The 23714-nt window shown below is 58.4% G+C and carries 20 protein-coding genes; 5 read left to right on the top strand and 15 right to left on the bottom strand.

The window, feature by feature from the left end; genetic code table 11:
- Positions 1–25: 25 nt before the first annotated feature.
- Positions 26–676 carry an HAD family phosphatase gene (locus tag DW112_RS08230; protein WP_117646317.1) on the bottom strand — a complete coding sequence of 217 codons (651 nt, stop codon included), beginning with the start codon at positions 674–676 and terminating at the stop codon, positions 26–28.
- 173 nt (positions 677–849) lie between these two features.
- Between DW112_RS08230 and DW112_RS08225 the strand changes: the two genes are divergently transcribed.
- Positions 850–1728: an ATP-dependent sacrificial sulfur transferase LarE gene (locus DW112_RS08225; RefSeq protein WP_118328736.1), complete on the top strand. Its 879-nt coding sequence runs from the start codon at positions 850–852 to the stop codon at positions 1726–1728.
- A gap of 278 nt (positions 1729–2006) precedes the next feature.
- Here DW112_RS08225 and DW112_RS08220 read toward each other — a convergent pair whose 3' ends face one another.
- The 4 genes from DW112_RS08220 to DW112_RS08205 form a co-directional block, all read right to left on the bottom strand.
- Positions 2007–2861, bottom strand: coding sequence for a Nif3-like dinuclear metal center hexameric protein (locus DW112_RS08220; RefSeq protein WP_118328735.1), 855 nt, complete (start codon positions 2859–2861; stop codon positions 2007–2009).
- Between the two features lie 115 nt (positions 2862–2976).
- A complete protein-coding gene (locus DW112_RS08215) occupies positions 2977–4407 on the bottom strand; it encodes a PTS transporter subunit EIIC (RefSeq protein ID WP_158571747.1) in 1431 nt (476 codons plus the stop codon).
- A gap of 303 nt (positions 4408–4710) precedes the next feature.
- Positions 4711–5568: a PRD domain-containing protein gene (locus DW112_RS08210; protein WP_118328733.1), complete on the bottom strand. Its 858-nt coding sequence runs from the start codon at positions 5566–5568 to the stop codon at positions 4711–4713.
- A 410-nt stretch (positions 5569–5978) separates the two neighbouring features.
- Positions 5979–6629 (bottom strand): HAD family phosphatase, encoded by a 651-nt coding sequence (locus DW112_RS08205; RefSeq protein WP_118328732.1) that lies wholly within the window; start codon positions 6627–6629, stop codon positions 5979–5981.
- 191 nt (positions 6630–6820) lie between these two features.
- Between DW112_RS08205 and DW112_RS08200 the strand changes: the two genes are divergently transcribed.
- The gene (locus DW112_RS08200; RefSeq protein ID WP_118328731.1) at positions 6821–7798 is read left to right on the top strand and encodes a DNA/RNA non-specific endonuclease; all 978 of its coding nucleotides are present in this window, start codon (positions 6821–6823) and stop codon (positions 7796–7798) included.
- Between the two features lie 112 nt (positions 7799–7910).
- Here DW112_RS08200 and DW112_RS08195 read toward each other — a convergent pair whose 3' ends face one another.
- The 4 genes from DW112_RS08195 to DW112_RS08180 form a co-directional block, all read right to left on the bottom strand.
- Positions 7911–9986 (bottom strand): translation factor GTPase family protein, encoded by a 2076-nt coding sequence (locus tag DW112_RS08195; protein WP_118328730.1) that lies wholly within the window; start codon positions 9984–9986, stop codon positions 7911–7913.
- A gap of 297 nt (positions 9987–10283) precedes the next feature.
- Complete coding sequence (locus DW112_RS08190) at positions 10284–11033, bottom strand: amino acid ABC transporter ATP-binding protein (RefSeq protein WP_199585356.1); 750 nt, start codon at positions 11031–11033, stop codon at positions 10284–10286.
- A 188-nt stretch (positions 11034–11221) separates the two neighbouring features.
- The gene (locus DW112_RS08185) at positions 11222–11875 is read right to left on the bottom strand and encodes an amino acid ABC transporter permease (protein ID WP_117774127.1); all 654 of its coding nucleotides are present in this window, start codon (positions 11873–11875) and stop codon (positions 11222–11224) included.
- A gap of 150 nt (positions 11876–12025) precedes the next feature.
- Entirely contained in the window at positions 12026–12886 is an 861-nt protein-coding gene (locus DW112_RS08180) for a transporter substrate-binding domain-containing protein (protein WP_118328727.1), read from the bottom strand.
- A 339-nt stretch (positions 12887–13225) separates the two neighbouring features.
- On the opposite strand from DW112_RS08180, the gene rlmD reads away from it, so the two are divergent.
- A complete protein-coding gene (rlmD, locus tag DW112_RS08175) occupies positions 13226–14659 on the top strand; it encodes a 23S rRNA (uracil(1939)-C(5))-methyltransferase RlmD (protein WP_117736946.1) in 1434 nt (477 codons plus the stop codon).
- A gap of 78 nt (positions 14660–14737) precedes the next feature.
- Here rlmD and DW112_RS08170 read toward each other — a convergent pair whose 3' ends face one another.
- The 5 genes from DW112_RS08170 to tilS all read right to left on the bottom strand — a co-directional run bounded on the left by DW112_RS08170 (position 14738) and on the right by tilS (position 21465).
- Entirely contained in the window at positions 14738–15598 is an 861-nt protein-coding gene (locus DW112_RS08170; RefSeq protein ID WP_233545898.1) for a phosphatase, read from the bottom strand.
- 126 nt (positions 15599–15724) lie between these two features.
- Positions 15725–16909: a pyridoxal phosphate-dependent aminotransferase gene (locus DW112_RS08165; protein WP_118328726.1), complete on the bottom strand. Its 1185-nt coding sequence runs from the start codon at positions 16907–16909 to the stop codon at positions 15725–15727.
- Between the two features lie 178 nt (positions 16910–17087).
- A complete protein-coding gene (ftsH, locus tag DW112_RS08160) occupies positions 17088–19166 on the bottom strand; it encodes an ATP-dependent zinc metalloprotease FtsH (protein WP_255413652.1) in 2079 nt (692 codons plus the stop codon).
- A 61-nt stretch (positions 19167–19227) separates the two neighbouring features.
- Positions 19228–19776 carry a hypoxanthine phosphoribosyltransferase gene (hpt, locus tag DW112_RS08155; protein WP_055251779.1) on the bottom strand — a complete coding sequence of 183 codons (549 nt, stop codon included), beginning with the start codon at positions 19774–19776 and terminating at the stop codon, positions 19228–19230.
- A gap of 147 nt (positions 19777–19923) precedes the next feature.
- On the bottom strand, positions 19924–21465 hold the full coding sequence (gene tilS / locus DW112_RS08150; RefSeq protein ID WP_199585346.1) for a tRNA lysidine(34) synthetase TilS: 1542 nt from the start codon (positions 21463–21465) through the stop codon (positions 19924–19926).
- 48 nt (positions 21466–21513) lie between these two features.
- On the opposite strand from tilS, the gene DW112_RS08145 reads away from it, so the two are divergent.
- Positions 21514–22323: an MBL fold metallo-hydrolase gene (locus DW112_RS08145; protein WP_118094359.1), complete on the top strand. Its 810-nt coding sequence runs from the start codon at positions 21514–21516 to the stop codon at positions 22321–22323.
- 80 nt (positions 22324–22403) lie between these two features.
- On the opposite strand, the gene DW112_RS08140 is transcribed toward DW112_RS08145, so the two are convergent.
- Positions 22404–22835: an Hsp20/alpha crystallin family protein gene (locus tag DW112_RS08140; RefSeq protein WP_117635977.1), complete on the bottom strand. Its 432-nt coding sequence runs from the start codon at positions 22833–22835 to the stop codon at positions 22404–22406.
- Positions 22836–23112: 277 nt separating this feature from the next.
- On the opposite strand from DW112_RS08140, the gene DW112_RS08135 reads away from it, so the two are divergent.
- A complete protein-coding gene (locus DW112_RS08135) occupies positions 23113–23580 on the top strand; it encodes a hypothetical protein (RefSeq protein ID WP_118328724.1) in 468 nt (155 codons plus the stop codon).
- The last annotated feature ends 134 nt before the right edge of the window (positions 23581–23714 follow it).

Genomic DNA, 23714 nt, shown 5'->3' with positions numbered 1-23714 from the left:
GGGCATGGCGACTCGCGTGCAAACGCTAGCGCACGGCCTTGACCGCGGCCGGCAGATCGAACAGCGTATCGAGCACAGCCTCGCAGCCATCCACCACGTCCTGCGGCAGTGGCACGATATCGGGAACGGCAAAGACGTGGCAGCCAGCCGTGATGCCCGAGACGCAGCCGTTGCGGGAATCCTCGACCACGGCGCACTCCTCGGGAGCAAAGCCCGCGCGCTCGCAGGCGAGCAGGTACATCTCGGGATCGGGCTTGCCGTGCGCGACGTCCTCGCCGCAGGTCACCATCTCAAACTTGTCAAAGAGGCCGACCATCTTAAGGTTGCGCTCGGCGGTAACATGGCGCGACGACGTCGCAAGACCCACGTGATAGCCCGCAGCCAGCAGCTCGTCCAGGCACTCGGCAGCGCCAGCCTTAAGCTCCAGATCGGTCTTGACCATCTCGTCGCGAATCTCCCTATGGCGACGATAGATTGCCTCAGCGGTTTCGCGGCTGCCGTAATGCCCATCAAGGATCTCCATGACATCGGGCAGCGTGCGACCGATAAACTGATGGATCAGCGCACCATCAATCGCGAATCCCAGCTCGGCCGCTCCCGCCTTCCACGCCTTGATACCCAAACGCTCGGTATCGACCAGCGTTCCGTCCATATCAAAAATAACAGCCTTGATCATATCGGTCCCCCATCGCTTCGCGCTGCTGTACTCCCGCAACTTTACCGCACTTGTAAACTTGTATATAACGTATATAGCATATTGCACTTTCGTTACATAGATAGAAGTCTTATGACAAGCGGCTCGGTAGGATTATAGTTTTCGACCGAGTACTCAACGGCAAGGATCGATTCATGCTTTCAGACACCACCGCACCTGCAGAGGGGCTTCAGGACAAACTCACAGCGCTCGAGCAGCTGCTTTTGGCATACGGACGCGTCGCCATCGGCTTTTCCGGTGGCGTCGACAGCAGCTTTCTGGCCGCGGTCTGCGCCCGCATCATGCCCACCAGTACGCTTCTCGTTCACCTCACCACGCCGTTCATCGGCACGCCCGAGCAGGCTTCGTTTGAGCGGGCGGTTGACGGGCAGGCCGATGAGGGGCCGCATTTTAAGCTCCCCGTGCTCAACCTCTCGGTCGATCAGCTGCAGCTCCCCCAGGTAGCCTGCAACGACGCCGACCGCTGCTACCACTGCAAGCGCGCCGGCTTTACCGCCATCGTCAACCACGCCAAGTCGCTGGGCTTTCCCACCGTCATCGACGGCAGCAACGCAAGCGACCGCGGCGACTACCGCCCCGGCATGCGCGCCGCCCAGGAGCTCGGCGTGCGCTCGCCGCTTATGGAGGTCGGCTTTACCAAGGACGAGGAACGCGAGTTGCTGCGCGCCTGGGGATACCCCGTCTGGAACCTGCCGGCAGGAGCCTGCCTGGCCACGCGCGTCCCCACGGGCGAGGAGCTCACACGCGAGAAGGTCGATGTAATCCGCGCCTGCGAGGATTACCTGCATGATCTTGACCTGGCTCAGGTCCGCGCACGCCTGGTCGGCGGCTGCATGCATATCGAGGCCGCGCCGGCAGACGTTGCCAAGATTGCCGCCCTCGGTGGCAACGCCGTCGATGCCGAGGGCAAAACCCCGCTGCCCGCCGTTATCGAGTCCGCGCTGCGCAACCTAGGCTGCGGCCATATCTCCCCCGAGGTCACCCCCTACATCCACGGCGACATGAATCTTTAAGTTACGCCGTTTTACAAACGGCGTAACCGCTCGGCGCTGCGCAGGTTCCGGGCACGGCAATCTGACGTTCAACTGCACGGGCGCGACCAAAAGGTCAGCGCACGCTTGTTTCACGTCACCTTGCCGCACCCGGAACCTGCTCGCTCGCGTATGCTCAACCTGAACCACATTAATAGTTGCCGACCTTCCGAAAGGGGACAGGTTTATTTTGGCAGGTTTTATCTGGGGAAACGCAGACAAGGCCGCGACACCTATATGGCGTCGCGGCCTTGTTCTATTTATGCCAGCACGTACTGATACGTATCTCCCATGGGGACAAAGGTAACCGGCAGACCTGTGCCAGCGTCCCCGAGCGCGGCGGGCAGCCATTTCGCCATATACTCCATGCCCGGCTCCTCGCCATTAAAGTGACCCATATGGATGGCGCATTTTCCCTGACCGAGCATTGCGGCGTCGCGGATGTACTCGCTCACCGTAAAGTCGACAAACTCCATAGTCAAAATGCAATCGATGCCTTCGGAGTCGATATGGGCAATCTCGTCGTTATCTCGCCCCATGATGTGCATTGGAATCTCGACATTGCGGACGAGCGCGTCACCGTCGCCGATCAAGCGCGTCCCGTTTAATCCAAGCTTGTGTACGAGCGCCTGCGCAAGATCGCGGGCCGGCGTTGGCTCAATGCGGTACCTCATGAATGTCTCGTCTACCGCGGAGCCAAGCCAGTCCATCTTGACCGCGAATCCGTAAAAGACGCCGTCGACCATCGAACCGTCCGAGGCGAGCGGCACACCCGAGTGGATATAGTCATGGCAACGCCAGACCGCGCCACCCCATTCGTCAAGCAAAGCGCACTTTGCCTCAAAGGTCTTGTTCCCCGCAACCACTTCACGGCGGTCTCCGTGGTTCCAGAACAGTGCCTCGTGAGGAACAATCAGGTTAGCGCCAAGCTCCTTGGCACGACGAATCACCTCCGCCGTAGCCCAAATGCATGTAACTATTCCGGTACATTGCTGATCGATGTCGCCGTAAAGCACCTGATCGCGCGTCGTCGCAAGCTCGATGGGCTTCCCGGTAAAAGCATCAATGCCGTCACAGTAGTCCTGGATAGCTTGAATAGCCTCGCTGATAAGCATGTGTAACAATAATCCCTTCGACATAATATGCGGGGGGGGCAACATACATACCGCCCTGCAAAATCATCTTTAGACGGCACATTTTGAACTAGACCGCCTGTCTACGACCGCTTTTCTAGCGCTCGGAAATCGGACCGTTCTCGAGCTCATCCTCGCTAAAGCCAAAGAACCAAGCCACAGCAAAGCTTACGACAAAGCCAGCCGCCGAAGCGATGACGGCACTGATCAGGTTCTCGTTGCCGCCGCCAACAAACGTCATAATATTGAGCACGTTGGAGGCAGCACCGGCGAGGTAAGCATTGACATGCAAGGCGAGCGCCACGGCACCGGCGACAAACGAACCTGCCATGCAGGCAGCAAACAGTTTACGGTAGCGGAACAGCATGCCGTAGATGAACGGCTCGCCAACGCCCCCAACAAGCTGTGCGACAAGATAGCCGGCGCATTGGCTCTTTTCCTCCTTGTTGCGGAGTTTAAGCCATGATGCAATCTCCACTCCGTAGGCTGCCCACAGCGCAACCGTGGGGGCAACCAAAATGAAGCCATCGGAACCCGTCAACATAAAGTTTGCAATGGCAATCATGATGACCGCAACATGCATGCCCGTAATGACCATGGGCAACCAAATTGCTGCAAGCAAGCCGCCACCAATAATCGCCACGATACCTCCCTCGGCACCGAGGAACTCAAAGACAACCGCCAAACCGTTACCGCACCAAGAACCAAGAGGAGCAAGCAGGCAAAGCGCAAAGGGGACAGTCAGGGCAAGCGTGCAAAGCGGCGTAAAGACCGTGGTGAGCGAATCGGGCATGTGCTTGCGCAAGAACTTCTCGAACACGGACATCAACGCAACCGTGAGCAGAATGGGAATAACCGTCTGCGCATAGTTTGCAGGCACGCAAGGGATGCCATAAATGCTAAAGGCTTTTCCCTCGGCTGCCATTTGCATAAACGTCGGTTCGATAAGCACACCGCCCATAAAAGCGCCGTACATGGGCGTGGCGCCAATGTTCTTGGCAGCCGTAAAGCCCAAGAAGATCGGAATGAAATAGAACGTCACGTTGTAGAGCATATTGAGCAGGACATAAAGATCGCTCGTATCCGCAATGAGATTGAGCATCGTTGGCCCGAGTACGACGGCAACGGTTTTGAACATGCCCGACGCGAGCAGCAATGGAATCATCGGAACCATGGAGCCCGAGAGGTAGTTAAGAATCGCATTGCCGACGGCTGCCGGGGTAAGCGGTGTTTTGACTCCACTTGCGTCGAGGTTCTCGTCGATGCTCTCCTGCTTGGCTAAGCCGCTCATCTTGATGAGCTCGTCATATACCTTAGGCACGTTTTGCCCAATAATCACCTGGAACTGCCCGCCAGATATTTGAGCGCCGATGACGCCGTTAATTTTTTTAACAGCGTTAATGTCGGGCAACTCCATATCCTTAAGGTTAAAACGCAGACGCGTCATGCAGTGGGCTGCAAAGGTGATGTTGTCTTTGCCACCCAGCGCCTCGAGCACATCGGCTGCGATCTTCTTATTGTCAGCCATATCATCTTCCCTTTCGAACGATCCGGTTCCTCCCTCGCTGCGCGCGCGAGGAGACAAAGCGGACGGTGGCCCGTCGCCCGCACGGAAGTATTCGATTGTTGAGGGAAACGGCGTAAAGACAAAAGCTCCAAAACGAGACATCGACAGGTCGCCCTGTCTTTACGTCACGCTTCGGAAGCTCAGCTCTCGAATAACACCTTATGTCGCGCTAAGGGTATCAGCTTCACCATGCGAACGGCGGCCTCATGATGCCCAAAAGTCTGCGAACGGTACGCTTTCTTTGATGAACGGCATAGAAAGCGCCTATTTGTCGGCTGGCACCTCGCCCGTTACGTTGCCGGCATAGACCCGATTGACATGGAGCATGAGATACACCTTCTCCTCGGGCACGATGGAGGCATGATACGTTTCCTCGATAGCTTCTGCCATTTTGTCAACACAAGCCGCTATAGCCGGATGCTCCTCACAGAGAGGACGATAGAGCGCCGCATTATCGGTATTAAGCGGCTCCCCGGTGCGGACGCGCTCTAACAAGTAGCGTACATGAGTGTCATAGCGTGCATAGTCAAAAGCATCGCGGTCAACGGCGATAGCAAGATCTTTCTCGATGATCGCTACGAGCTTTTCGATCAGGCGTTCCTCGCGGCGGACGTCGTTTGACTTCGCCTTACTAGAACTTGCCATAACGCTGTTAACGATGCAGAGTGCGATGCCCGCCCTCTCCCCGCGTGGCATAGATATGCCGAATTCGCGCTCTATGCCAGCATGGGCAAGCATCGCAATCTTAAATTCAATGGGATATTGCTGTTGAACGTCACAAGAAAGCGGCATCTGAACATACATGTGCTCACGGCAGCGCTTGATGGCGAAACTAATGTGGTCGGCGAGCGTAAAAGGAAGGTTCGCCGACAGCTCGCGCGAAATGTTGGTGCGCGCGACATCGGCAATCTGCGCACTAAACTCCATTACCTTGGGATCGATCTCGTTAAGAAGTGGCAGATAGCGCGCATCAACGTTGTAAAACGTGCGCTCAATCTGCGCAAGCGAAACCTCATCGGGGCCGTCAGGAAAACCAATGCCTTTCCCCAGTGCCACAAGCTCGGTTCCCTTATCGTTGACAAGCAAGGCGGCATTGTGATTAATGCGCTTAACGACCCTCATGATGCCTCCGAAAATAGGCGCAGCCGAAGGGCAAGCGCAATGAATTCTAGTTAAGATGGTTCGCCTCGATTATTCCACGCAACGTCACGCGAAACAAGCAAACCCGAGCCCCCGCAACCTACTAAAAAAGGGGCAGGTTTATTTTGGCGGATTTTTATCGGGGAAAACGCGAAGAAGGACACGCCATATCACCGTTGTGGGCAGAGCGGCATTCATGCAGCTCGCTCTGCGCATACCTGGCATCCACAAGACCCTCGCCCCGTATCCCGATATTAAAATGAGTTCATTGGCGCCGGAGAGTAGAATACCGCATCCGACGGCTACGGCATCGGCAGCCAGATTGCCGAGCGCGTCAGCACCCGGGCAAGCAGCCACGCCGAAGCCACCGTCATCAGCCTCGGCACATACCTTTAGCGCACGGCCTTGACCGCCGCCGTCAGATCGAACAGTGTATCGAGCACGGCCTCGCAGCCCTCCGCCACGTCCTGCGGCAGCGGCAAGATATCGGGCACGGCAAAGACATGGCAGCCGGCCGTGATGCCCGAAACGCAGCCGTTGCGGGAATCCTCGACCACGGCGCATTCCTCGGGAGCAAAGCCCGCGCGCTCGCAGGCGAGCAGGTAGATCTCGGGATCGGGCTTGCCGTTCAGGGTATCCTCGTTGCAGGTCACCGTCTCAAACTTGTCAAAGAGGCCGACCGTCTTTAGGTTGCGCTCGGCCGCAACGCGGCGCGACGACGTCGCAAGGCCCACGTGATAGCCCGCAGCCAGCAGTTCGTCCAGGCACTCGGCGGCGCCGGCCTTAAGCTCCAGTTCGGTCTTGACCATCTCGTCGAGAGCATCCCTGTAGCGGGCTTCGACCGTCTCGACGATTTCGCGGCTGCCGTAATGCTCCTCAAGGATGTCCCTGACATCGGGCATCGAGCGACCGATAAACTGATGGACCAGCGCATCATCAATCGCAATCCCCAGCTCGGCAGCGCCCACCTTCCATGCCCTCATGTCCAAACGCTCGGTATCGACCAGCGTTCCGTCCATGTCAAAAATGACAGCCTTGATCATATCGGCCCCCTTCGCCGGCTTGCGTTACCGCAACCCCACCCCACTTTGCAACTTGTATATAACGTATATATCATATCGCGCCAAGCTGCTGAAAAGGGACAGGTTTATTTTGGCAGGTTTTATCTGGAAAAACGACCTGCAGCGTCTCCTGCTAGACTGGTAGATTCCGAACCGTCCATCCAGGAGCCTCAATGCCGCGCAAATCCGCCTACAAGCAAGTACTTTCCATCGGCACCGCCGTGGTGCTGGGGTTTGCGCTGTTTACGGGATCGCTCGACGGGGCGCCCAAGCTGCTCTCGCCGCAAAGCGACGAGCAGGCGGCGGCTCTGGCCGAGAAGCAAAGCGAGAGCCCCAACCGCACCGACGACGAAGCAGACCTGGTTGCCCGGCTCGAATCGGGGACGGCAAGCTCCTCGGATTCCAAAGGCGGCCAAAGCACCGGCGATGGCTCCGAATCCACCACAACCGGCACCGCTGGCGATGTCTCTTCGAACGCCACCCCCATCGACGAAGTGGAAAACCCCGATCTCGACCGCGCGCGCGGCGTATACCTCACCAGCATTCCCGACTACGCCGGCAACCCCTACGTTGCCCTTCGCGCCGATGGCACGCACCCGCTCGGCACACCGTCGTTCACGCTCGATGAATACGAGCGGGCCACCGAAGAAGGATGCTTTAAGAAGTTCTCAAAGCTCGACAGCCTGGGCCGTACCCGCAAAGCACTCGCCTGCATAGGACCCGAATCGCTCGGTCAGGGTAAGCGCGGCGATATCTCGCGTATCCATCCTGCCGGTTGGCACCAGCAGCGCTACGACTTTATTCCAGGCCAGAGCCTCTACAACCGCTGCCACCTCATCGCCTGGTCGCTCTGCGGCGAAAACGCCAATCGCAAGAATCTCCTCACCGGCACGCGCTATCTCAACGAAACGGGCATGCTGCCGTTTGAAGAGCAGATCCTCGGCTACATCCGCGACACGGGCAACCACGTGCTCTACCGCGTCACGCCCATGTATAACGAAGAGGAACTCGTCTGCCGCGGCGTTCGCCTCGAGGCACAATCGGTCGAGGACCACGGCAAAACGCTGTGCTTCCACGCGTACTGCTACAACCTGCAGCCGCATGTGCAGATCGACTACGCCACCGGCCGCAACCAGGCCTCGGGGGACTAACCCCTCAGCACGACAAGAACCGATTTGCATCCCCCAGGGATCAAAAAGGGCCGCTCCGGATCACCCAGAGCGGCCCTTGCATCAACATGCGTGGCGCAGGCAAAACCACACGTTACTTGGCGCGGCCCTCCTCATAGCGCTCGACCAGCTTGGCCTGAACGTCATAAGGCACCTGCTCATAGCCTGCGGGCTTCATGGTAAAGTCGCCCGTGCCGCGCGTGATAGAGCGCAGGCGCGTCGAGTAATCCGTCAGCTCGGCCAGCGGGGCCTGGGCAATGACCACGGTGTCGCCGCGCTCATCGGTCTCCATACCCGTCACGCGACCGCGCGAGGCCGAGATGTCACCCATCACGGCACCGGCGTAGCTCTCGGGGATTGTCACCGTGATTTCCTCGATGGGCTCCAGCACCACCGGGTCGGCATCGGCGCATGCCTTGCGCAGGCCGATGCGAGCCGCCGCGCGGAACGCCATCTCGTTGGAGTCGACGCTGTGATACGAGCCGTCGTACACAGCCACGCGAATGCCCGTGAGCGGATAGCCGGCAATGATGCCGTCCCTCATGGTCTCCTGGACGCCCTTGTCCACGGCGGGAATCAGCGAGCGCGGAATGCGGCCGCCCACGACCTCGTCCACAAACTCATAGCCATCGCTCGTGCCGTCGGGCCCAATGAGCGGCTCCACGCGCAGCCAGCAGTCGCCGTACTGACCGGCACCACCGGTCTGCTTCTTGTGGCGGCCCTGAGCGCTCGCCGTGCGGCGGATGGTCTCGCGATACGGGATGCGGATCGGCACGCTCTTGGCAGCGACCTTGGTGCGGTCCTCCAGACGGTTGAGCAGCACCGAAACCTGCGCCTCACCAACGGCGGAGATAATGGTCTGGCCGGTCTCCTCGTCGCGGTCGATGCTCATGGTCGGATCAGCCTTGCACGCCTTCTCGATAAACGTATAGAGCTTCTCCTCGTCACCGCGGTTCTCAGCCTCGATGGCAATGCGGTACTGCGAGTTGGGGAACTTAAACGCCGCCGCCTCGACCTTACCGGTAATGGAGAGCGTGTCACCCGTCTCTGCCGCCAACTTGGGCGCCACGATGATATCGCCGGCATAGGCGTGACCGACCTCAGTCATGTCACGGCCGCACATCACATACAGGTGAGCCAGACGATCGCTCTTGCGGGTACGCGCGTTGATCAGCTCAAGGCCCGGCTCAAGCGTGCCCGTCAGCACCTTGATAAAGCTGATGCGGCCCTGCTGCGGATCGGCCAGGGTCTTAAACACAAACGCCACCGGACGGTCATCGTCACTCGAGATCTTGAGCGAGTCGCCATCGATGAGTGGCATCTCGCCGTAGTCGGTCGGCGCCGGGAAGTACGTAGCAATGTCGTCCATCAGCGAGTTGACGCCCTGCTCCTTAATGCAATCGCCCGCAAAGACCGGCACAAAGATGCGCTCGGCGATCGCCTTCGACAGCAGGCCTTCAAGCTCCTCTTGCGTCAGCGTCTCCTCGCCCTCCAGGTATTTCATCATCAGCTCGTCGTCAGCCTCGGCCACCAGCTCGCACAGATGGTCATGGGCCTGTTCGGCCTGGGCACGATACTCCTCGGGAATCTCCGACTCAACGGCTTCGGTGCCGTTGCAATGGCGCGCCTTCATGCGCACCAGGTCGATGATGCCGTCAAAGTCCTCGCCCTCGCCCCAGGGAAGGGTCACGGCACCCAGGCGCGTGCCAAAGCGCTCCTGCAGCAGGTTCATTGTGGTCGTAAAGCTGGCCTCGGAACGCGACAGGCGGTTTACGAACACCGCACGCGCCAGGCGCAGGTCCTCGGCGGCATACCAGAGCTTAACCGTCGTAGGCTGCGGGCCGGCCTCGGCGTCGACCACAAACAGAGCCGTCTCGCAGACGCTCATAGCGGCAAAGGCGTCGCCGATAAAATCGGGATAGCACGGGGCATCAAGCACATTGATGCGTGTGCCCTTCCAGTCGATCGGCGCGATGGTCGTCGAGATGGAAAATGCACGCTTGACCTCTTCAGGGTCATAGTCGAGCGTGGGCTTGGTGCCGTCGTGGCCGCCCAGGCGGGCGGTCTTGCCAGAAAGGTGGAGCATGGCTTCAGCGAGTGAAGTCTTGCCCACCCCGCCTTGGCCTACGAGCACCACGTTCCTTACATTACCGGTCTTGGGAGCACCCATGATGACCTCCTTGCAGGGCCGCGCGCAATGCGCGACGCCAACGGGGAGAGTTCGCGGTCGGTGCCGTCCCGGAAGCAGCATGGTCGGCAGCCGAGCCGGCTCACCCTCCAAATGTCCTATGCCACCACCCTACCCTCACGGGTGACTGCCCATGCACACCTTTCGGCGCACGTATGAATACAGGCGGCGAGAGGACAGGGCAAGCATGCCAGGCGATTATTAAACCCCATCGATACAAATAAAAGCCGTCGCAGACCATAAGACCTGCGGCGGCTTCTTCTCAATACATAGCTGAGCCTAGCCCTCGATACGGCTCAAGAACTCACGGGTGCGCTGCTCACGCGGATGGTCGATAACCTGCTCGGCAGGACCCTCCTCGACAATGCGACCGCCGTCCATAAAGACCACGCGGTCGGCAACATCGCGCGCAAACTGCATCGCATGGGTCACGATCACCATCGTCATATTCTGCGCGGCAAGGTCTTTAATGACACGTAGCACCTCGGCCGTTAGCTCGGGATCGAGCGCCGAGGTCGGCTCGTCAAAGAACAAGATCTCCGGGTCGAGCGCCAAGGCGCGGGCGATACTCACACGCTGTTGCTGACCGCCCGAAAGCTCACATGGCACCTTGTTCTCGTTTCCCACAAGCCCCATCTGCGCGATCAACTCACGCGCACGTGCTTCGGCCTGCTCGCGCGGGCGTTTGAGCACGCGAATCGGAGCATCGGTGATGTTTTTCATCACGGTATAGTGCGGAAACAGATTGTAGTTCTGAAACACCAGGCCAAATCGCGAGCGTGCCTGCTTGGGCACGTCGCCTTTCGCATATACCGCACCCGATCCCGCGTCCGTCGCAACGGCAAGGTCGCCAAACGAGAGCGATCCTCCGTCGAGCGTCTCGAGCAGCGTGGCACACCGCAGCAGCGTAGACTTACCGCCGCCCGAAGGCCCGATAATCGCCACAACCTCACCGCGCTTGACCTCGAGCGAGATATCCTTGAGCACCTCATAGCCGCCAAACGCCTTACGCGCGTTCGATATATTCATTACCGTTCCGGACACGGGAGCCTCCATGTGTTTAAAGAGTCAGCGAGCGTGTGACTGGCGAGACAATGTGCTCCGAAAGAGGAGCGCCGCGTACTTCTGTACGCAAGCGACGGTTTGAGGAGCAGATTGGCCGTCAGGCACGCGCGCAGCGTCGAGCAGTCCGCCGTTCGTTAGAACGGCGGAACGATCTAGTCATGATAATAGTCCAGCTTCTTTTCGGCGGCGCCCAGCAGCATCTCGACCACAAAGTTAAAGACCCAGTAGATCAGCGCCGCAATCGCAAACGGCACCATGCTCACTTGCGAGGCAACCAGCGCCTTGGCCGTCGAGAACATCTCCCCCACGCCGATGGCAAACGCCAGCGACGTGTCTTTGACCAGCGTGATGATCTCATTGCCCATCGCCGGCAAAATGCGCTTGGCGACTTGCGGCATCACGATATACAGAAACGTCTGCATACGCGAATAGCCCAGCACCTCGGCTGCCTCGTATTGACCGCATGGAATGGACTGCAAGCCCGAGCGATAAATCTCGGCAAAGTAGCCGGCGTAGTTGATGATGAATGCCACGACGCACGCCGTCCATTTGGAATCGGGCGTGAGCGAGATGCCGAACACGTAGTACGGGGCAAAGTAGATGGCAAACATCTGCAGCATGAGCGGCGTACCGCGCATGACCGAAATGTAGATGCGCGCAATCCAGCGGAGCGGCGCAATTTTGCTCATGCGCATAAACGCCACGGGGATTCCCAGCGGAATCGACCCCAGCAGAGTAAGCACAAACAGCTGCAAACTGACCAAGAATCCCTGGCCAAGCATCTGCATCATGACCTGAATAGACAACCCAAGCTCTCTTTCACAGTAACGGAACAGCGAACCCAATGCTAAAGCGGGTTTTCCAGGTGCCCGAGTTTGCCGTGAAAGAGGAGCGCCGCGTACTAAATGTACGCAAGCGACGGTTTGAACGGCAAAATCGGGTGCCTGGGAAAGCCGCTATTTGAGAACCCAGTTGTCGAAGGACAGACCATAGCTTGCGTACTTATCGCACAGGTCCTTGACCGTGCCGTCCTCATAGAGCGCCTTGAGCGACTCGGTCACGGCATCGGCCGACTTGGTGTCGCCCTTCTTAAAGCCAACGGCGTAGTGCTCGCTGGACAACGGCTTGTCGAGCTGCGTATAGGCATCGGGCTTGGCGGCAAGCTGATACTGAGCGATCGAGAGGTCACAGGCAACGGCATCGACTGCACCACTCTCGAGCTGCATAAACGCCGTGTTGTACTCACCGATGGTATCGAGCGTGGCAAACGTCGCGGCCAGATCCTTCTGGTCGCCCTCGAGCACGTCCTGTGCGGCGGAATCAGTCTGGGTAATCACGGTCTTGCCGGCAAGATCGTCCCAGCTCTTGATACCCGCGTCCTTCTTGACCACGAGCACCTGCTCGTTGAGCATGTAAGACTCGGAGAACGTGTAGTCGTCCTCGCGGCCCTCCATGGTAAAGCCGTTCCAGATGCAGTTGATGGCACCCGAGTTGAGCAGCGTGTCCTTGGCATCCCAGTCGATAGCCTCGTATTTGACCTCCCAGCCTTGCTTATCGGCAACGGCCTTGGCAAGGTCGAGGTCAAAGCCGATGTACTCGCCATCGTCGCCCACAAAGCCATACGGAGGATAGGACTTGTCAAAGCCCACGACGAGCTTCTTGGACTCCGCGGCACCCTTCGTATCCTTGGCCGCAGCAGAGCCGGCAGCAGAGCCCTTACCGGCACCGCCGCCACAACCGACAAGACCAAGGCCAAGCACCGTGGCAAACGAGCCGGCTAGACCAACAAACTGACGACGAGACATATCGGTATTCATGGTATTCCCCCTTGATGGCACTTTAGTTAGGTAAAGTGAATCATGTAACGTTCAGCATCATACACTTTACCTTGATAGAGTACAAGGGAGGATTTGCCCGCCGGGTGCCGGGGCAGGGGTTAAGCTTGCTGCTCTACAGTCCTGCTCACGACGGAGAGCACATTAAGTGCTCTCCTGTTCGTGCGGAACTCGCGACAAACTTAACCCCAGCCCCGGCACCCGGCGGGCAAACGTCGTTGGGCTTATCACTAACATGAAATGGGTGCTTGCATATCGTCCGCTAGCTTGGCACGGTACAATGCTTTCAGATTTCAATTTGTAAATTAGTGGAGTTAATTCATGGCAGAATCTCGTGCGGAGCGTAAGGCTCGTCGTGCTTTGATCGAGGCGGCTGAGGGGTCGGAAGAGAAAAAATCTTCTAAGAAATCCAAGTCGTCTCAGGATGCGAAGGGCAAGGTTAAGACCAAGCGTTCTGGCTCTCGTCAGGGCGGGGATAAGGCGCCTCACGTTCGCTCCAAAGGCTCGCGCAAGGATTCGGCTCAGCCTGCGCGTAAGGCCGTGGATCCCAAGTCTCCCTGTTCGATCATGAAAGCTTGTGGTGGGTGTACGGCACTCAATCGTCCTTATAAGAAGCAGTTGGCGGCCAAGCAGGCTGCTATGGAGGAGCTGTTTGCTGAGCTCTGCGAGCGCGAGGGCATTAGCGTCGACCCCATTCGCGGTATGGGAGTCACCCTGGGAGACCCGGGTAAATATCCTGCGCCGCGTGGTTTTCGTCATAAGGCTGCCACTCCGTTTGCTCCCGGCAAAGAGGGCGCTGTCCGCTGCGGCTTTTTTGAACGTGGGACGCACAAAATCGTCGCCGTTCCCAAATGCCCCGTTGAGGCGCCGGGCGCTCGTCAGATTCTCAACGGCATCGCTCGCGAGGCCGAACGTCTGCATATTCCCGCCTTTAACGAAGACAAGCATCTGGGACTGCTTCGCTATGCCGTCGTTCGCTGCGGCTGGCGCACCGACCAGATTATGGTCACCCTCGTGACCGCTCAGCGCGACCTGCCGCATGCGCAGGAGTTCTTTGAGGCTGTCGCCGCACTCGATCCGCATATCGTCACCGTCGCTCAGAACATCAACGGTCGCCCCGGCAATGCCATCTTGGGTGAGGAGACTCGTATCGTCTATGGCGCCGAATGCATGCGCGACCAGCTGCTCGGCTGCGAGTTCGATATCTCCCCCACCGCGTTCTATCAGACCAATCCGCAGCAAACCGAGCTGCTCTATCGACTTGCCATTGACGGCATGGACCTGCAGCAGGGTGACATTCTTATGGACGCTTACTGCGGCAGCGGAACCATCGGCCTGTGCGCCGCGAAGGATGCCCAGGACAAGGGCATCGGCATTATGCTGCTCGGCGTGGAGCGCAACCCGGCGGGCATTGCCGACGCACGTCGCAATGCCGAGCTCAACGGCCTCACCCGCAGCGCTTGGTTTATGGCCGACGACGCCACCGATTACATCCTGGACGCCGCCGACAACAACGAGCGGATCGATGTCCTTTCCATCGACCCGCCGCGCGCCGGCTCCACCCCCGAGTTCCTCGAAGCCGCCTGCGCACTCAAGCCGCGCCGCATCACCTATATCAGCTGCAACCCTGTGACCCAAGAGCGCGACCTGCACCAGCTCCTCGACGGAGGCTATCGCCTGCTCAAGATCACGCCCGTCGACATGTTCCCCCATACCGACCACACCGAAACCGTAGCGGTCCTCGAGCGCCGCTAATCCACCCCGGTAGATTTTCGAGACAAGAAAGGGGGCGGCCCGTCTGGACCGCCCCCTTCGCTTGGTTTATGAACTCCGCTACATCCCCTTGCGCAGGTCACACACGCCGGCTGCCGCCATCTCGCGCAGCAGCGTCTCGCGGTCGCGCGTCACGATCAAATCCAGCGGGAAGTGAATCTCGTCGAGCATCTTGCGCGCGTGATCGAGCTTGCCAATGGCCATGCCAATGTGGGCATCGGTCGACACGCCAATACCCACGCCCAGCTCGGCGCAACGCTCGGCGATCTTGCGGCATACGGCCCAATGCTCAGTGTCGGCACCGTGCTCAAGACTATGGTTGTTGATCTCGATAATCTTGTGCTTGGCCTTAGCCGCCAACAGCACCTCGTCGATATCGAACGGCACGCCCGAGCGCCCCGCATGCCCCAGCATGAACACCTTGGGGTGCTCCAGGGCATTGATGTACATCTCGGTCGTCTCGGCGAGCGTCGCGCCTTCGGCAAACTGCGGGTTATGCACGCTTGCCACCAAATAATCCAAATTACGCGTCACCAAATCGAACAGCGAATGCTCACGACTATACGAATCGCCGGCGATATTGAGCGAAACGGGAATGTCCTCGCCAAACAAGCTTCCGTCCAGCGAAACGATATCGGCCTCGGCGCCGCGGAGCACCAGCACGCCGCTCCAAATGCGCGGCCAGATATCCTGGTTAATAAAGAACTGGAAACTGCGCAGGTCATTGGGGCAAGGCGTAACCATCGAGCTTAAATGATCGGCGGAACCGAGCACCTGAAGGCCACGCTCCGCCGCCCAATAGATGTTCTCCTCAATGGTTGAGTACGCATGCGCGGAGAACATCGTATGAGTATGGATATCACAGGAAAGCAGGTAGGGCATCAGGTCTCCTTGTCCAGCATGGCCGTCGCGTATATTCATTGTACGCATAGCTTTCGGCAGTCGTAAAACTGCTTCATCCCAATCACACAACGGCATAGACAACGGGGTCTGGCTTAACACCAAACCCCGTTTCACGTAAAACATTGTAAGCAGAGCGCTTTACTTTTAACGATACTCGTCCGCCAACTGTTTCCAATCGGGTAGCGAATTGACAATCGTCTCGTAACTCACGCAATAGCCCAGGCGGAACCAACCAGGCATGCCAAAGCTGTCCGAGGGCACCGCAAGCAGCTCATACTTCTTCGCGCGCTCACAGAACGCATTCGCATCGGGCTCCAGCGCCTTCACCCACAGGTAGAATGCACCATCCGGCTCAACATAGGTGTAGCCGTACTCCGCTAGTGCGTCGGTAAGCGCGGTGCGGTTGCGAGCATAGGCCTCGACATCACTCGGCTCATCGATGCAATCGATGATCACGCGCTGGAAGAGCGCCGGTGCACACACGAAGCCCAGCGTACGGGCGGCACCGGCAACGGCGGGCATTAGACGAGCTGCCTGAGGATTCGTATTGGGAACCAGGATCCACCCGACGCGCTCGCCCGGTAGCGAAAGCGACTTGGAATACGAGTAGCACACGATGGTGTGCTCGTAGATCGAAGGCACCCAAGGCACCTCGGCGCCATAGACAATCTCGCGATACGGCTCATCAGAGATGAGCATAATCGGATTCTCGGGATCGCGCTGAGCGTTGGCCTCGCGCAGAACATTGGCCAGTCGCGTCAGCGTGTCGCGTGTATATGCGGCACCGGTCGGATTGTTGGGCGAGTCGATGATGACGGCAGCCGTCTTATCGGTAATCGCCTTGAGCACGTTACTCACGCTCAGCTGGAACGTATCTTCATCGGCGAGCGCCTCAACACACGTGCAGCCGGCCTTCTCAATCCACACGCGATACTCCGGAAAGTACGGGGCGATAACAACAACCTCATCGCCCGGGTTCGTAACGGCATTGAGCGTGCAGGTGAGCGAAGCCGCGGCACCCACCGTCATAAAGACGTCCTTGCCCTCATAGCTCGTGCCAAAGCGACGGTTGAGCGAGTCGGCGACGGCTGCTCGACATTGCGGCAGACCCGGCGCAGGCGTGTATCCATGCAGCTGGTCGCTCGGCAGCTCCAAGGCCTTCTTAATGGACTCAGCCACGGCGGCAGGTGCCGGAACGCTCGGGTTACCCAGCGAAAAATCGAATACGTTCTCCGCGCCGATCTGTGCCTTGCGCTCAAGGCCATAGCTAAAGATCTCACGGATGATGGAGCTTTCCGCACCGCGAGCATACATAGTTTCATTGATCATCTGTTCCCCTTTCGCATAGGCGCTATTGTACGCTTTAGCTGAGCAAAGTGCCGCAGCAATGTTGATTGGGGACAGACTTAAATGCGTGAAAACGCTCATTTAAGTCTGTCCCCAATCAACATATCGCTCAAAAGAAAAGCCTCCACAGGTTTCCCCGCAGAGGCTTTCGCTACAAGAACTATTTGTCGGCGTCGGTGTTGCCGTCAGCGTTGGCAGCATTGCCATCACCGGCATCATCGGATGCGGCTTCGGCATCCTCCTGCATGGCCGCCTGCGCAAAGGCCGCGGCATCAGCCGCCAGCTCTTCCTCGCTCATACGAGGCGCGCGCTTCTTGGTCGGCATGCCGGCCGCCTTGGCATTGCGCTCCTCCTTGGCCGCCAGGATTTCGCCCTCACGCTCAAGGTAGGCGTCCCACTCGTTATCGAGCAGGGCATTCACGGCATCGCCCTCGACAGTCTCGCGCTCAAGCAGCACCTTCGCCATCAGATCGAGCTGATCGCGACGGGCGTCCAGGATCTCGACCGCACGACGATGGGCCTCACGCATAATGCGCTGAACCTCGATATCGATGCGGCGCGCCGTCTCCTCGGAGTAATCCTGGTGATCGGCGTAATCGCGACCAAGGAATACCTGATGCTGCGCCTCACCAAACACTTGCGTACCCAGTTCCTCGCTCATGCCCAGGCGCGTGACCATCTCGCGCGCCATCTTGGTCGCGCGCTCCAGATCGTTGCTCGCGCCCGACGTGATGTCGTCGCACATGAGCTCCTCGGCAACGCGACCGCCCAAGAACACGGCGAGCTCGTCGAGCATCTCGTTCTTGGTCTTGAGGAAGTGATCCTCCTGCGGAAGCTGCAGTGTGTAGCCCAGGGCCTGACCGCGGCTGACGATCGAGATCTTATGAACCGGATCGGAGTGCTCCAGGATGTGGCCCACCAAAGCGTGACCGCTCTCATGGTAGGCAATCGTGGTGCGCTCGGCTTCGGTCATCACGCGACCCTTGCGTTGCGGTCCGGCAATCACGCGCTCCATCGACTCCTCGACCTCGTCCATCGAGATCACGGAACGATGGCGGCGGGCAGCCAGCAGCGCAGACTCGTTGAGCAGATTTGCCAGATCGGCGCCGGTGAAGCCAACGGTCATCTGGGCGAGCTTCTCAAACTTCACGTCCTCGTCCATTGGCTTGTTCTCGGCATGCACGCGCAAGATCTGCTCGCGGCCCTTCACATCCGGACGGTCGACCGTAACCTGACGGTCAAAACGACCGGGACGCAGCAATGCCGGATCCAGGATGTCAGGACGGTTGGTCGCGGCGATCAGGATGACCGACTCGCTTTCCTCAAAACCGTCCATCTCGACCAGCAGCTGGTTGAGCGTCTGCTCGCGCTCGTCGTGGCCGCCGCCCAAGCCGGCTCCGCGCTGACGTCCCACGGCATCGATCTCATCGATGAAGATGATCGACGGAGCCTGAGACTTGGCCTCCTTAAAAAGGTCGCGCACGCGGCTGGCGCCGACACCCACGAACATCTCGACAAAGTCGGAACCCGAGATGCTAAAGAACGGCACGCCCGCCTCGCCGGCAACGGCCTTGGCCAGCAGGGTTTTACCGGTACCCGGAGGGCCAACCAGCAACACGCCGCGCGGAATCTTGGCGCCCAGCTTGCGATAGCGGTCCGGATCGCTCAAAAAGTCGCGAATCTCCTCGAGCTCCTCGACTGCCTCGTCCACACCGGCAACATCCTCAAACTTGACCTTGGGGCGCGTTGCCTCGTTGGTCTTGGCGTTGGTCTTGCCAAACTGCATGTTCCTGTTGTTGGCGCCCATCATCTGGCGCATAAAGTAGAACATGATGGCGATCAGGGCGATCGTCGGAAGTACGCTCATCGCCAAGTCGCCCCAAAAATCGGGGTCATTGGTGTTGACGATGTACTTGGTATCGGGGTGCTCCGCCATAAGCTCGGCAAGCGAATCTGAACCGACGTAGGTCGAGGAGAAGCTCTTGAGCTCGCTCGTGTCACCCTTGTCCTTTTTCGTCTTCCAGTAATGACCCGCCACGCTTCCGTCTTGAACCGTATAGGTCAAATCTTCGACGCGATCCTGCTTAATGGCGTTGACCATCTCGCTCGTCGCGAGCTTTACGGTATTGCTGGAATTGGCAAAGCCGGAGCCCATGTTAAAGAAGGCGTAGCCCAGAAGCGCGCAAGCCAAAATAAAATACAGCCAGCCCGTACGCGTGGGCTTCTTGCCTCCGGGCATCCCCGGGATCTTAGGCTCCCGGGGAGTCTGGGAATTGTTATCGTTACGGTCGTCGGGCATCTTACGAATATACCTCCGGTTTCAAAATGCCCAGATACGGAAGGTTACGATAGCGCTCGGCATAGTCGAGGCCGTAGCCCACCACAAAGGCATCGGGGCAATGGGTTCCAACATACTTGGGCGTGACGGCCGAGGTACGGTCCTCAACGTCCTTCCACAGGAAGGCGGCAACCTCCAGCGAGGCGGGCTTGCGGCTCTCGAGGTTCTTCATCAGATACTTGAGCGTCAGGCCCGAGTCCAGAATGTCCTCGACGATCAGCACGTCGCGACCGCGGATGTCGATATCCAGGTCCTTAATGATACGCACGATGCCCGAGGACTTCACACCGTCGCCATAGCTCGAAACAGCCATGAAATCGATGTTGGTCGGCAGCTCGATCTTGCGCATCAGGTCGCCCATAAAGACCACGGCGCCGCGCAGGACCGCAATCAGCACCAGATCCTTACCCGCGTAGTCGCGAGTAATCTGCTCGCCTAGGCGAGAGACGATACCGTCGATATCCTCCTGCGTAAACAGAACCTTCTCGATATCCGGATGTTGAGAAGCCATGACAACCCTTTCTTGTGCTTATCGCCCACGCACCGCCGCATGGACGCGAACTACACATTCTAGCAGCGCACGGGGTATATTTACCAGCACGTGCGCCATCAGCGCGGGAATACCGTCAACGTCGCACAGAATAGCTGGCGCGAAGCGCTATTCCGCATCGACCACACGAAGCAGATATGCCACGCGCGTTGCGGCCGTGCATTTAAAACGCTCGTCCGCGCGAACGCCCGCGACCCATACTACGGCACCTCCCGGAGCCGTTCTTACCACGGGTACGCCAGAGCGGTCTGAAACAGGAATGCGCGCCTCGTTTAACAGGTCTGACACTTTCTTGCTTCGGCCGTTCATCCCCAACGGGCACATCACGTCTCCCGGCACAGGGCTATCCACCCACAGGCGCGCCGATCGTGCCTCGGTGGGAATCTCCCCGCGCGAGCCGGCTAACATCCGCTCGCTATCGCGGTCGGCAAACCCCAGGGCCGCCGCATCCACCAAGGCCGCAACCTTTCCGGCAGCAGCAAGCTCGCGGGCACGGTGCACGATATCGCACCCCGGCTCCACAGCCATCGGCTCCGCTGTCAGCATATGCCCCGCCCCCAGCGGCAGACGACCGGGAACGGAGATCCAATCGGCCACTAAACCCTCGCGCGCCGCCGGGGCCTTGAACGCCAGCGTGCCAAACTCCACACGGGCATCAATTCCCGCAGGAAGCGTAACCGAGCCCGAGCCCGCAGCGACGCAGGCGAGCACGCGCTCCACGTGCCGCATCTCCGGTCGCGCGTCGGGATCGATGCGCTTAATCGCCAATCGCACGATACGCCGTGCAATCACAACCTCAGCGGCGGCAAGACGGCGCGCATCGAGCACAAGTGCGCCCGCCGCTTCCCTGCGCAGGCAGCTTCGAAACGCCTGTGCCGAAAGCTGGGAAAGAAAGGCGTCTTCGTCGCCCAGAATTTCGCAAGCGGCGCCAATCGTCTTACAGACGCTCGCGTTGCGCTGTGCCACCACCGGCATCACCCGATGGCGTACATAGTTGCGCAGGTACGAAACGTCCTCGTTGCTTTCATCTTCCCGCCATGGCTGACCGTGCACCTGCAGATAGCTCACGAGCTCATCGTGCGTGAGGTCGAGCAAGGGGCGAACCACAATGTTCCGACGGCGCGGAATGCTCGATAGACCCGCGGGACCCGACCCTTTAATGGCATTCATCAAAAATGTTTCCGCGCGGTCCGACGAAGTATGCGCGGTACAGATACGAGCCGCCGTCCGCGGTGCGCCCGATTCGGCACAAAGTTCGCGAACGTATCTCCGTGCCGCGGCATAGCGCACCTCGCGAGCCGCAGCCTCGATATTGCCCGATTCGTCATCAAAATAGGCATGCTCAACACACAGCGGCAAACCGTATTGTGCGCACAGGTCACGTACAAAGGCCTCGTCGCCATCGGATGCCTCCCCGCGCAGATGATGGTTTACATGCAGCACGTGCAATCGCTCGCGCGCAATGGGAGCGACGCCGCGCCCGTCCTGGATATCCAGCTTTGATGTGCAAGCCATAAGGAGCAGCGCCGTCGAGTCCGCACCGCCTGATACCATGAGCACTACGGGGGCAGCGGCCTGCCGCGTTGCCAGGGCGCTCTTATCCGTCCTCGGCGCGGCATGATGTCCATAGTGCTGAGATACCGTTGGCATTCGCTTCCTCCTCTATTCGTCCGCACTCATTGTATCCTTTGGAATCTTATGTCTCGCCTGCACCTTCATATCCTCGGCAGCGGCTCAAAAGGCAACTGCGCACTCGTCGAGGGACCTCAGGGGCTCATCATGATCGACAACGGCCTGTCCCGCCGCGAGACACTTAAACGCATGGCGGAGCTTGGCCTCTCGGCAGACGACGTCGCCGCTCTTGTAATCACCCATGAGCATGGTGACCATATCAAGGGGCTCGATGTATGGTGCAAGCACTGGCATGGTCCCCTCTTTGCCAGCAGGGACACCCTTTCATGCAAAGAAAACCTCGCGCGCCTGCCCGTAGAGGAATTTGACCCCGGCGACACGCTCCCCATTGCCGGCATCCACGTGCAAACCTACTCAACATCGCACGATGTCATCAATCCTGTCGGCTATCGATTTAATGCTCTCGATGATTCCATTGGGTTTGCCACCGACACCGGAGAGTTATCGAGCAAGGCCATAGGCATCCTCAAAGACTGTCGAGTTCTCGCGCTCGAAAGCAACCACGATGTAGCTATGCTGCGCGAAGGAGCGTACCCCCGCTTTCTTCAGGAGCGCATCCTGTCCACAAAGGGGCACCTCTCCAACAACCAGGCCGCCGAAGCCGCGCGCGAACTTGTTACCGATCGCACCGAACAGCTCATCGCCATGCATATCAGCCAGGACAATAATCGTCCAAGCCTTACCGTCAAAAGCTATGCCAACGCGCTTGATGCAAGTCTCGATGATGAACTCGGCAGTTCTGCCACCCGTCTTCAAGGACCACGGAAGCTCTCGATACGCCCTGCAAGTCAGTATCAACCGACAACTATTCAATAGCCCCTCAAGACAACAAAAGGGGGCTGGGAATCACTTCCCAGCCCCCTTAACTCATACTCTCGATTGAAGCAGAGCCATCGTTAGTCGATGGAGATCTTCGTGACGTTCTTCTTCTCGACGATCTTAGGAACCGTAACGGTGAGGATGCCGTCAGCATACTTTGCAGAGAGGCCCTCGCTCGAAGCGTCCTTCAGATACACGCCACGCGTCGCGCTGTACGAGCTAAACTCCTTCTGGAGGAAGTTCTTACCCTCGTTTTCGGCGCTCTCCTCGACGTTCACGCTGATGGACAGGCGACCCTCATTGAGCTCAACGTCGATGTCATCCTTGGCGACACCGGTCAGATACGCCTTGACCTCGTAGCCATCACCCTTGTCCTCAACGTCAACGGGGAACGCCTTGGAGGCAATCGAGTTGTTTGCAAGGTCGGTCATATCATCAAACAGATCGAACAGCGAGCTAGCAGAAGGACGAACGCCAAAAACCGAACGATAAGGAACCATGCTTGCCATGTTTACCACTCCTTTTAAGGACTGCCGAGCCATCTTCTAGGTGACTGGGACTTCTTTTGACGCTCTTATATATGCCCACCCAGTGCTCATATATACATCGACTATAAAGTTTTTTGAGTCCAGTACTATAAGCATATCTAAGCGTGTATGACTCAGGTTTTAGTAAGGTTAAGGTTCTTTGAACCAGAGCTTAAATAACAAGTATGTTCGCAGCTACAAATAACAAGGGGCTTACAATGAGCGCGTACACGTTGTTGGTAACGAGCTAAAGGGCATCATGGACGACCAAAACCAGAACAATATGTTTATGCCGACGCAGGGCGAAGATACTTCTACGCAGCCGCCACGGTTCCATCGCCCCCATATCTCGCAAGAGCCCATCAATGACCCAGAGCCCAAATATGTGACAAGAAACCGATATCAAACGCTCGAAGAAGCCCAAACGGGACGTAAACATATGGGCGTTGCCTCGGGAGACCCTGTATATCTGAAAGACGCACCATTATCTAAAAACAGCGCAGCTAGTGATGAGCCGATGAAAGCATCCGCCGCTCATCAACAAAGAGGGCCTCGACCCAAGCAAACCTTGACGCATTCGGCTCGCTATCTCGAGACTCCAAAACAGGGAAAATCAATCTTCGTTTCGTCAAGTAAACGACGCAAGCAGCATCAGCTGACAATCCTGCTTATGATCATTGCGGCCATAGCAGTTGCCCTTGTTATACGATTTATTTTCTTTAAATAAAGGCTCAATACCGAAAACAACAAGATCGTCTGGTGTAATTGAGTCATTCACGCCCCGCAAACGCAAAAAAGGGGGAGGCCGCGAGGCCTCCCCCTTCTTCAAGTCATCCGACGGCTCGGTGCCGTCCACCGGTC

Origin of the sequence: Collinsella sp. AM09-41, assembly GCF_003473245.1 — a bacterium.
Lineage (GTDB): Bacteria > Actinomycetota > Coriobacteriia > Coriobacteriales > Coriobacteriaceae > Collinsella.
The sequence above is the reverse complement of the archived record's forward strand: the minus strand, read 5'-3'. Positions and strand labels throughout refer to the sequence as shown.